Origin of the sequence: Candidatus Colwellia aromaticivorans (assembly GCF_003333305.1) — a bacterium.
GTDB lineage: Bacteria > Pseudomonadota > Gammaproteobacteria > Enterobacterales > Alteromonadaceae > Colwellia > Colwellia aromaticivorans.
Genome location: NZ_QOLD01000035.1, coordinates 44,956 through 55,839, shown reverse-complemented (window position 1 = coordinate 55,839; position 10,884 = coordinate 44,956). Strand labels below are relative to the sequence as shown.

Below are 10,884 nucleotides of genomic sequence, written 5' to 3'. Positions count from 1 at the left end.
AAACAGGCGTTCTCGCTTCTTATTACTGATCAAAGTGATGAGAAATAGTAAATTGCATGAGCCGTATACGAGGTCCGTACGTACGGTTCTGTGAGAGGGATGAGGCATGAGCCTCACCCTACTCGATCGTTTGGTTGCTAGTTAATTTCATGAACGATTAAAAGACAGTCATTTTTGTGAACCTGATGTCGTATAAAACAAAACTTGTCCAATAAAATTCTTTATGCGACAATGCCGTATAAATTGATAGTTGTCCGATAAAAGTTCTTATGCGACAAAATAATATTGAAAAAGAACTAGTGTTAAATTACATAAGTTCTGCCAAAAAATCTGTGACTATCAGTGATATTAAAACTGCAATAGACTTCCAAGTTGATAATCGTACAGTACAACGGTGGCTGAATAGTGCTGCTAAAAAGGGGTTAGTTTTAATAACGGGCGAACGAAAGGCTCGTAAATACGTAAATATACCCCAAAAGAGTAAACCGACCTTTAAATTCTTAGAGGACTTACCTAGCTCAAAACAGCAAGAGCTACTGAGCATGTTGCGTACTATGTGGACGCACAATTCAACAGCACTTGAGGGTAATACGCTAAATTTAGGTGAAACTCAGTTTATATTAAACGAAGGCTTAACCGTATCGGGTAAGCCTTTAAAAGATCATAAAGAAGTAATGGGACATGCGACAGCTATCGACTTGCTTTACGATATGATCAGTAGTGAGCTGACTGTAAATAAAATCAAGCAACTACATAAAGCCGTTCAGACTGATGTTATATTCGATATAGATAAACCTTATGGAAACTTCAAAGTCGTACCTAATGGAACCTACTTATTGCTTGAAAATAACTCAAGAGTATACCACGCGTACTCACGACCCTTTGATGTGCCAAAACTTATAGTTGCTTTAGTCGAGTACATTGAGTCATGTCATCCTCACGGCATTGATGAAGCGATCACTATGTATGCTACAGCTCATTTAATCTTTGGTCAGATACACCCTTTTTGGGATGGAAATGGGCGTATTGCACGTTTAATAGCGAACCTTATTTTACTGAGAGCAGGTTTTGCTCCTCTTGTGATACCTGCCACACGTAGGCTAGATTATATCGCCATCCTTTCTAGATACAGTGCTAAACATGAAGCACCTACTGTTGGAGTACCGTTATATCACGTTGGAAACGAGCTCAAAGCTTTTACTAGTTTTTGCAAAGAATGCTACCAAGATACGATAAACCTTATCGAGGGTATTAAGTAAGATAAGCTAAAGTTAACAAATAAAAATACTTTAATGATAAGCAAAGCTATTGAATATTTTGGTTGCTAATTCAGATGTAAGTTATTGATCTCAAATGATTGGTACTGCTTGCTTTTTTAAATGAGCAAGTTGTGGTTTGTGTGCTAAGTGTTTGTATTTGCGTGGTTTACCTTTTATTTGCAAACCCTCTTGAGGGGCTGGTGACTTAGGTTGTGGGGGGGGGCAAGTCCCCCCAAGCCACTAAACTTATATAAATAGATATTTAAAGGCCGATTCGTAATGAATCGGCCTTTTTGCGTTTTACATCTGCAACAATCGTTTATTGATTTTTAGTTTTAAGACGCAAAAGAAAATAATATAAAATCAATAACGCTGCATGCAAGCCTTTTAATTTTCGCTGCGGGGGAAGAAACATATTTGAATTGGTATAAATTAACAGCAAGTGTAAACAGAACAATGAAAATTAAGGTTTAGTTCATAAAACCAAGATAAAGTGCTTTGTATTTGTGCTACATATGAGTGATACATTGGTCAGGAATGTTTTTTCCATAGTATATCACTTGTTTTGGTAAACTAAATGGAAGCTCTACCATACTAACCAAACCCTACCTCAGCTTTGTCTCAGATATCAGCCAATCGTTACCTAAAGAGCGTATTATAACAAACTACGCAAAGCGGCTTATGGCGTAGATGCCAGTTTTTATCGTTTGATTCCCAAGGTTGTTTTATTAATTGATAATGAAGACGAACTCATTTCAATAATGATGTTGGCGCGAGTTGCTAATTTTGCCATTACCTTTAGGGCTGCAGGAACAAGTCTCTCTGGACAAGCACAATCTGGTTCTATCTTGGTTATGCTAACCAATAGCTGGCGTCATCATGAAATTCTGTATTTAGGACTTAAAATTAAATTAGGGCCTGCGGTTATCGGCGCCGATGCTAATAAATACTTGTTCCCTTAGGGACGTAAAATTGGTCCTGAACCCGCTTCTATAGATGCCTGTAAAATTGCGGGCATAGCAGCAAATAATGCCAGTGATATGTGTTGTGGCATGCCTTTTAAAAGTAAGGGCATGTTTATACAGGCGGATGAAAAACAACATGATTTGCTTACTGAGCTTAAGTCTTTAAGTAACCATGGTCAGTATCCGATTATATTTGATACTAGCCCTTGTAAATCTAGGCTATGTGAAGAAAATGAAAACATTTCGACCCTTAAAATGTATGAGCCAGTCGCTTTTATCAGCGATATTTTGAGTGACTATTTGTCATTTGAGCGACTTGATGAAACGGAAATGTTGCATGTTACCTGTAGTAGTCGCCGTATGGGTTTAAATGAAAAAATGATAGCCTTAGCTAAACGCTGCGTTAACGAGGTCATAGTACCTTAGCATATCTATTGCTGTGGTTTTGCCGGTGATAAAGGTTTTACCACTCCTGAACTTAATGCTAATGCGCTTTCGACATTAGCCTCGAAAGTCCCTAACAACAGTCAAAATGGTTATAGCAATAGCCGAACCTGTGAAATTGATTTGGCGCAGCATGCCGGTATTGATTATCGCTCTATTCTTTATTTGGTTGATAAGGCAAGTGTTGCCTTAGATATAGCGCGATACCAGCCATTGCTGCATCAACATGTCTTGAATTGCATTCGCTCACCTCGCTCTGAAACCTGCACCTTGAAGTGAGATGGCTATATAAGGGTTAAAAAAGTACCAATGTCGGCTAAATACAACTTAGCTTCAAGATTGTCTTCAACCTATGCTGAACGTGCTTGAAATGTATAACCAGCATAATTGAATATTTACTGGCAATAATAAATGAAGAATCTGTGCTCATTGCTCATTGCTTATGATTATTGGTGGACGTTAACGTAAATCTGTAACGATAAAGTAACCTAGCTACCATTCAGGTTTGTTTAATAAATAGCCTGTAGTGTTTGTGATTAGAACAGTTCTATTAAATAAAATGCCTCTTTCAAGAGATCGGAATACTTTACTAAATTATGATTTGAGCAATAAAACTCAAATTAACATTGTGCTAAATAGCAACAAAGCTAAATAGCATTATAATAGAATTCATAGGGGAAGTAGACATGAAACTTAACTCAATAACCAAGGCAGTTCTTTTAGCCTCACTAACTAGCATAACTTCACATGTTTTTGCTCAGCAAGACACGGCAAGCGAAGCAACAGTAAAAGATGAACTTAAAATCGAAAAAATTACTGTTACTGCACGTAAGTTTAAAGAAAGCTCGCAAGAAGTGCCTGTATCAATGAGCGTAATTACTTCAGAAGCGCTAGATAGTATTGCCGCTTTTGACTTTCAAGATTTATCAAAACTTGCACCGGGTTTAGAAATAACCGGTGATGATGCGATAAGTGGTACCATAAAAATGCGTGGTGTTGGCCGTGATGCGTTTGCCGGTAATATGGATGACTCGGTGGTTGTCTTTATCGATGGCGTTGCCCAAACCTCTGTTGGCGCGGCTTTTGGTTCTTTGTCTGATATCGCCAGGGTTGAAGTATTGCGAGGCCCACAAGGTACGCTTTATGGTAAAAATGCCCCCGCAGGTGCGATAAATATTACCACCAAAAGTATCGATATGTACGAGATAGGCGGTGGTTTCTCTAGCAGTCATTTTTATACAGATGAAACTTCCACTTATGGTACTTCAAATAAAGCACATGTGAATATTCCTTTAATTGAAGGTGAATTAGGCATGCGTATTTCTGCTTTTTATGACGATGATGATGGTTATATTCATAATGATTTTTTAGATAAACCCGCCAATGATAGTAAACGTGAAGGTGCGCGAGTAAAAATACAATACATTCCAAATGATAATTTAGATATTACCTTTATTGGAAATTACAGTGATAGTTATAATGGTCGTGTTTTTTCGTACATTCCAGGTTTTGGTCCTGATTATATCAATAAAAAAGACGGTGCAGCTCAAGGAACTATAGCTTCAGCTGATACTTTTGAATCAACTTTAGGTTCTGATATTCCACTGGGTAGCCCTGATGATTTCAGAATTTTTTCAGATATAGCAGATTTTAGTAAAACGCGTTTAAAAGATGCCCAATTGAACTTTAACTATGACACTGAAAGCCATTCATTAACCTCGATTACTTATTATCAAGAAGTTAAAACTCAATTTGTTAGTGATCAAAATGGTACGCCAATTACCGATGGCTTGTTGGAAATTGAATCAAATCAAAACTTATTTTCGCAAGAATTACGTTTAAGTAATATAGACAACGATACCTTTGATTACTTACTGGGCTTTTATTATTCAAAATTAGAAGGTGAAGGGCCAAAAGATGGTAGTGCTTCAAGCACCTTTTCACAATATGGAGCAACTCAATTTTTACCCGGTTTAGGTTTCACATCGGTAGATCGTACCTCTCTTATAAGTGCTGAAGCTGAAACAGAATCATTTGGTTATTTCGCCCATTTAAATTACCACTTAAATGATGAATGGACTGTTAGTGGTGGTTTACGCTATAACGATGAAACTAAAACTAATAAAGCTGATTTTTCTGTTTTGATGAATGCCGCTCTTTTCCCTGGATTTGAAATGGAATTTGATCCTGTCTCTCTTCCTGGTATTCCAAAGAGCAGTGAAACCTATACCAATGTATCAGGTAGCTTTAAGCTTCAATATAAGCAAAACGAAGATGTGATGTATTACTTGGCACTAGATACCGCATATCGCTCAGGTGGCTTTAATATGAGCACGGTTGCCCCTATGGAGTCTATTCGCACCTTTGAACCGGAAGATAGTCGCGCCATTGAAATAGGTATGAAAGGTCAATTTTTCGACCAACGTTTACAATGGAATATTGATGTTTATTACCAAGTATTTGAAGACTATCAATTTGGTGATTTACCTCGCCAAGATAATTACTTCCCTGGTACTTTTACTGATATAGGCTCTACCGACCCTGTAAACGCTATAACACTTGCACAAACTCATGTGCTAAATGCGGAAGAAGCCGTTAGCCAAGGTATTGAAACCGACTTTATTTACTTAATCTCTAGTAACTTTGTTCTTAGTGGTGCGTTAACTTATATTGATACTGAATATAAAGAGTTTATGGGTTTTTGTGATACGGGCGAAGGTCCTACTACACAAATGTTTTGTGATTTCAGTGGTCGAGGCATAGGTTCTAACTTTGGTGTAGAGCCGGCCTCTTGGTCTACAAATTTACATCCGCTTTATCATACCGATGTTAATGCTTGGGGGGTAAAACTGTCTAACTCTTTGCAAATAAACTATGACGATGTGAAAAAGTTTCGTGCTGATTATCACTTAGGTTTTGAGCCGCTTGATGGTGATTGGAGCGTGAAGTTTTTTGTTAAAAACTTATTTGATCGTGAATCAGGTAATGTTCGCAAAATGTTAGTCGGTGGCAGTACAGATACTTATTCTTATGATTCTGTTCGACCTCGTCAAATTGGTTTAACCTTTGGTTATAACTTCTAAACTAACTTGTTAACTACTTAAGGCCATTACTTATTATTAAGTAATGGCCTTTTTGTTTGCCCAGCGAAGCTGGCAAACCCGATAGGCTGAAAGAAGCCTTATCACCCTGACTAAGGGGAAGATGATCTGAATGGCAAGGGCGTCACTGGCTAACGGTGGGGTCTGAAGGAAGCCATAGGAAGTTAGAGGTACACAACTAACCGTAACCTGTTTCGGCGGTATTGGTGGGTAAGCGTCCAAAATAGCGCGAAGCCCTATACTTAGTCAGACTAATACTGTGTTTGAGGGTGGAATTTCTAACAGGGAGCTAGTGCAGTAACTGGGGAAGCCTGGCATTGTATCCAATCAAAATGACTTGATCAAAAATGGTTGGACGTATTATTCAAGAGGTGACTCAAGAGTATTGCGAGTGTGAGGTGGCAGATGAACCCGTAGTAGTGAGTAAGGCTAGGCCGATGAAAGCCAGTAATGGTGTGGAGGGGAAAACCAAGCCGACTATCAGCATTGTGTTTGATGGGGTTAATTTTAGTCAAAAGCTTTAATTGATTGCGAAGGGGGGAAGCATGCTTTAAGACTGTAATGAGTAATTTATTTATCTCATGGATACACAAGCTGTCTGATCAACAGGAGACGTAGATTTGGTGCGCTAGGAATAGTGTTAACTGATGAAAATGCTCGTATACGGGAAGTATTTGTAGATAACTTTGGTAGATTGCCTTTGAGCTAGAACGCCAAAACCTACATTGAATGTTACCACCATGTTAGATTTGAGTTATCCCCATATAGCGCACAATATTAGTTGTCATGATAATATTGGGTCACAAATACTAGTGATATGAAGTATGCAGGAGCCGTATACGAGGTCCGTACGTACGGTTCTGTGAGAGGGATGAGGCAGCAATGCCTCACCCTACTCGATATATTCAGGATTTAAATGTTTAAAATCGTCAGACAGTTGTGGAATTTTTGACTTTAGTTATACTTAAACATCAATGGCTTAGCTTATTTATATTTTAAGAGGTTTATCATGAGAGTTTTATTAGTTGAAGATGACTACCAATTAGGCGAATCTCTTAAGTCTGCCTTGAGTATTGAAAACTACGCCGTAGATTTAGAAACTGATGGCGCCAAAGTTATTCCCATGCTTAAAGCTGGTGAATATGACATGATGGTGTTAGATCTGGGTTTACCTAATATTTCTGGCGATGAAATTTTAAAAAAATTAAGATCTGCCGATGATCCTATACCAGTATTGGTCTTGACGGCGCGAAATACCACCGAAGATAAAATAGAGAGTCTTGATCTAGGTGCCGATGATTATTTAACTAAACCCTTTGATATAGATGAACTTTTTGCAAGGTTACGTTCATTATTAAGACGTAGCTCTGGACGTGCTAGGCCGGTGTTAATTTCTGGTGATGTAGAGTTAGAGCCAAAAGATAAAGTTGTCACTCACGCAGGTAAAACGGTGATTCTTACCGCAAAAGAGCTTTCAATACTTGAAGCACTCATGTCTAGAGCTGGACGTTTTGTTTCCAAATCACGTTTAGAAGAGGGCATGTATGCTTGGGGAGATGAAATTGAAAGCAATACTGTTGAAGTTTACATTTCTCGTTTACGAAAGTATTTTGGTCGTGATTTTATTGAAACACTAAGAAGTGTTGGTTATCGAGTTAAAAAAGGATGAGATATTCCTTAAAAACCAGAATGATATTTTTTGGTTTAATGCTGCATGGCGCTATATGGTTACTGGCCGCTTCGGCGTCTTCTTATACTGCTGCCAACGTTATATTTGAAACCTTAGATAACGACTTAAAAGAGCAAGCTCAGTTTATCCGTTTCTCATCTCGTCTATTTCAAAACTTTTATAGTCAATTTTCCGTAAATGAGGGTTATGACCCGTTAACAGATAGTTTAGCTATTACTGAGAGTATTGGTTGGGATAATGTTCATGTTGTTGTGTGGGATACAAAAGGACAATTAATTTATCGTTCTTCAAGTGCGCCTGGTTTTGATTTTCCCAATGTTAATGGTTTTGTTGATGATACCTACATGAAGAAAGGAAAAGAAAACCGCTGGCGCATATATAATGAAAATATTGATAGTATATTTTGGGTCTCGGTTGGCATGAATACCAAACATGCCCGTCAAAATGCAATAGATTTTGGCTTAAAAGCGTTATACCCAATGATTTTGATTATTCCTTTTACTATTTTTGGTGTTTACTTTGGTAGTAAAAAAGGGTTGAGCGCCATTAATAAAATTACCGCTGAGGTAGCAAACCGGCAACCAAATTCATTAGTGCCAATTTCTGAACAAAATATCCCTGAAGAAATATTCCCCTTGGTTAATTCTCTTAATGGTCTACTGATCCGTCTTAAAAATGCCATAGATAATGAGCATCGTTTTACTGCCAATGCGGCACATGAGTTACAAACGCCGTTAGCTGCTATTAAAACTGAATTACAACTGTGCCAACGCAGTTCAGATAACCCTGAAGTTATTGATGTTTTAGACAGAATGGCTTCCAGAGTAGACCGGGCTGTTTATACCGTACAACAAGTACTAACGTTAGCCAGAATTGAATCGCAAGACTCACAACTTAAAATGGGCACTGTTGATTTAAGAAGCGTTGTTATTGAAGATTTGGCTGATTTAGCTCATTTAGCCGTTGATAGAGGTTTGGCCATCGATTTTCCAGAAAGTGAACCGTGGCAAATAAAGGGTAATAAAGAAGTGCTCAGTATTTTGATCCGAAATCTACTCACCAATGCTTTTCGTTATGCTACCTCAGGAAGTCAAATAGAAGTATCAGCAAATATCTCTGACCAGCATATTGAGTTTTATGTCGCTAACGACAGTAAATTTATTACCGAACAAGAAAGAGAAAAAATGATTGATAGCTTTTATCGGTTACCGGGAAACGAAATGCCCGGCGCAGGTCTTGGTTTATCTATTGTGCAGCGTATAGTTACCGTTCATCAGGCCAAACTTGATATCGATTCATGGAAAAATGACCATGGCGTTAAGGTTACCGTAACGTTTTCTAGAGTGAGCTAATACCAATCCGTATAAGTTTACTTCTCCTTTCAGATCCATTTCAGTTCCATCTCATATCATTCCCTTACATTAGATAAATAGTAAGGGAAGCCTCATGTCAAAAATTGCCGTAATTACCGGTGGCGAATCAGGTATTGGACTGGCAACAGCCAAACTATTAACTGAACAGCATTATAACGTTATTGTCTTGGGCTTAAAAGAAAGCGCTGAGCTAAAAACTGCTGAGATAGCTTTTCTTAGTTGTGATGTCAGCAACGCAAAAATGATTGAACAGGCCATTAAGCAAGTAGTTGAAACTTATGGTGCTATTGATTGTTTAATTAACAATGCTGGCGTACTTTCTTATGGCACCGCCGTTGATTTGAGTGAAAGTGAATGGGATCACGTGATGGCGGTTAACGTCAAAGGTCCATTCTTATGCGCTAAATATACCATCCCTCATATGAATGATAATGCGCTAATAGTCAATGTTGCCAGTGTGCAATCATTTGTAGCCCAGCCTTATGTAGCCGCTTATGCAACCAGTAAAGCGGCAATATTAGGGTTAACCCGCTCTATTGCTATTGATTTCTCTCCTAAAGTTCGTTGCGTTGCTGTCTGTCCGGGTACTATTGATACGCCAATGCTACGTGGTGCTATGGAGCAAGCAACTGATCCCGAGGCGATGATGGATGAATTAAATGCCAGTCACCTCACTGGTCGTATTGGTCAACCTGAAGAAGTGGCAGAGCTTATCGCCTTTCTTTGCAGCAACAAATGTAGCTTTATTAATGGTCAAGCAATCCGCGTAGATGGTGGTCTTGGCGTTAATATTGGTGGCAGTAAAAACTAATTCATCCTGAGTATAAATTGACGAGTTTGACAATGAAAATTACTAAAATAGAAACAATACGGTTAACCGAATTTGGCAACTTATGTTGGGTGCAAATTTATACAGATGAAGGTTATATTGGTTTGGGTGAAACCTTTATGGGGCCAGCGGCGGTTGAAGCCTATATTCATGAAACTGTAGCGCCTTACTTATTAGGTAAAGATCCGCTGCAAATAGATAAACATTGGCGCGAGTTATATGGTTATTTGGGTTTTCGAAGCAGTGGCGTTGAAATGCGCGGTAATTCCGCCATCGATATCGCTTTATATGATTTGTGGGGCAAAAAAACTGAGCAACCTATATATCAACTACTTGGTGGAAAAACTCGAGAGACTATTCGTACTTATAATACCTGTGCAGGTTATTCCTATATCCGATCATCAGAAGGACAAACTTCAGATAATTGGGGTTTAACAACCGATGAGCCTGAAGGACCGTATGAAGATTTAGATGCCTTTTTGCATCGCGCTGATGAACTGGCGATTAGTTTGTTAGACCAAGGCATAACGGCAATGAAAATCTGGCCGTTTGATTCTGCAGCAGAAGCAAATGATGGTCAATACATTACCAATGAACAACTTGAACAAGCACTTGAGCCATTTAAAAAAATCCGTGCTGCAGTGGGTAATAAAATGGACATCATGGTGGAGTGCCATTCCCTTTGGAATTTACCTACCGCCATTAAAATATCTAAAGCGTTAGAGCCTTATGCGCCAATGTGGATTGAAGATCCGGTGAAAATGGACAGTTTATCGGTTATTAAAGAATTCAGAAACCGTACTACTATTCCAGTAACGGCTAGTGAAACTATTGCTACTCGCTGGGGCTTTAAGGATTTACTAGAAAATAATGCCACTGATTTTGTCATGCTTGATATTGGTTGGGTCGGCGGTATTTCAGAAGCAAAAAAAATAGCGACTATGGCTGAAGCTTATCAACTACCTGTTGCCCCTCATGACTGTACCGGCCCTGTGGTACTTGCTGCTTCATGTCATTTATCCCTTAATGCGCCTAATGCAGTCATACAAGAGTCTGTTCGAGCGCTATACACAGGATGGTACACCCAAGTAATGGATAATTTACCTGAAGTGAAAGATGGCTATATCACCCCGCCTAAAGGACACGGTTTAGGGATGACTTTTAAGAAAGAAATTTTTGATAGAGATGACTTAGTAATAAAAACTAGTCAGCTGTAAAATATC

At 38.6% G+C, this 10,884-nt stretch carries 9 protein-coding genes; all 9 read left to right on the top strand.

The window, feature by feature from the left end:
- The first annotated feature begins 269 nt into the window (after window positions 1-269).
- The 9 genes from DWA31_RS05705 (at window position 270) to DWA31_RS05665 (ending at window position 10,878) form a co-directional block, all read left to right on the top strand.
- The gene (locus DWA31_RS05705; protein ID WP_114325685.1) at window positions 270-1,259 is read left to right on the top strand and encodes a Fic family protein; all 990 of its coding nucleotides are present in this window, start codon (window positions 270-272) and stop codon (window positions 1,257-1,259) included.
- 707 nt (window positions 1,260-1,966) lie between these two features.
- Window positions 1,967-2,221: an FAD-binding protein gene (locus tag DWA31_RS05700; protein ID WP_114325684.1), complete on the top strand. Its 255-nt coding sequence runs from the start codon at window positions 1,967-1,969 to the stop codon at window positions 2,219-2,221.
- 111 nt (window positions 2,222-2,332) lie between these two features.
- The gene (locus DWA31_RS05695) at window positions 2,333-2,650 is read left to right on the top strand and encodes a hypothetical protein (protein ID WP_114325683.1); all 318 of its coding nucleotides are present in this window, start codon (window positions 2,333-2,335) and stop codon (window positions 2,648-2,650) included.
- A gap of 704 nt (window positions 2,651-3,354) precedes the next feature.
- On the top strand, window positions 3,355-5,751 hold the full coding sequence (locus DWA31_RS05690) for a TonB-dependent receptor (RefSeq protein WP_114325682.1): 2,397 nt from the start codon (window positions 3,355-3,357) through the stop codon (window positions 5,749-5,751).
- 365 nt (window positions 5,752-6,116) lie between these two features.
- Window positions 6,117-6,293 (top strand): hypothetical protein, encoded by a 177-nt coding sequence (locus tag DWA31_RS17145; RefSeq protein ID WP_168427291.1) that lies wholly within the window; start codon window positions 6,117-6,119, stop codon window positions 6,291-6,293.
- A 485-nt stretch (window positions 6,294-6,778) separates the two neighbouring features.
- Entirely contained in the window at window positions 6,779-7,438 is a 660-nt protein-coding gene (locus tag DWA31_RS05680) for a response regulator (RefSeq protein ID WP_114325681.1), read from the top strand.
- A gap of 20 nt (window positions 7,439-7,458) precedes the next feature.
- Window positions 7,459-8,811 (top strand): ATP-binding protein, encoded by a 1,353-nt coding sequence (locus DWA31_RS05675; RefSeq protein ID WP_168427290.1) that lies wholly within the window; start codon window positions 7,459-7,461, stop codon window positions 8,809-8,811.
- 94 nt (window positions 8,812-8,905) lie between these two features.
- On the top strand, window positions 8,906-9,643 hold the full coding sequence (locus tag DWA31_RS05670) for an SDR family oxidoreductase (RefSeq protein ID WP_114325679.1): 738 nt from the start codon (window positions 8,906-8,908) through the stop codon (window positions 9,641-9,643).
- 32 nt (window positions 9,644-9,675) lie between these two features.
- A complete protein-coding gene (locus DWA31_RS05665; RefSeq protein ID WP_114325678.1) occupies window positions 9,676-10,878 on the top strand; it encodes a mandelate racemase/muconate lactonizing enzyme family protein in 1,203 nt (400 codons plus the stop codon).
- The last annotated feature ends 6 nt before the right edge of the window (window positions 10,879-10,884 follow it).

What these genes read in the sequence shown, in the direction of transcription:
- DWA31_RS05690 (WP_114325682.1), top strand. Translation starts at nt 3,355, where the DNA reads ATGAAACTTAACTCAATAACCAAGGCAGTTCTTTTAGCCTCACTAACT.
- DWA31_RS17145 (WP_168427291.1), top strand. Translation starts at nt 6,117, where the DNA reads ATGGTTGGACGTATTATTCAAGAGGTGACTCAAGAGTATTGCGAGTGT.
- DWA31_RS05665 (WP_114325678.1), top strand. Translation starts at nt 9,676, where the DNA reads ATGAAAATTACTAAAATAGAAACAATACGGTTAACCGAATTTGGCAAC.
- DWA31_RS05705 (WP_114325685.1), top strand. Translation starts at nt 270, where the DNA reads ATGCGACAAAATAATATTGAAAAAGAACTAGTGTTAAATTACATAAGT.
- DWA31_RS05695 (WP_114325683.1), top strand. Translation starts at nt 2,333, where the DNA reads ATGTTTATACAGGCGGATGAAAAACAACATGATTTGCTTACTGAGCTT.
- DWA31_RS05670 (WP_114325679.1), top strand. Translation starts at nt 8,906, where the DNA reads ATGTCAAAAATTGCCGTAATTACCGGTGGCGAATCAGGTATTGGACTG.
- DWA31_RS05675 (WP_168427290.1), top strand. Translation starts at nt 7,459, where the DNA reads ATGATATTTTTTGGTTTAATGCTGCATGGCGCTATATGGTTACTGGCC.
- DWA31_RS05680 (WP_114325681.1), top strand. Translation starts at nt 6,779, where the DNA reads ATGAGAGTTTTATTAGTTGAAGATGACTACCAATTAGGCGAATCTCTT.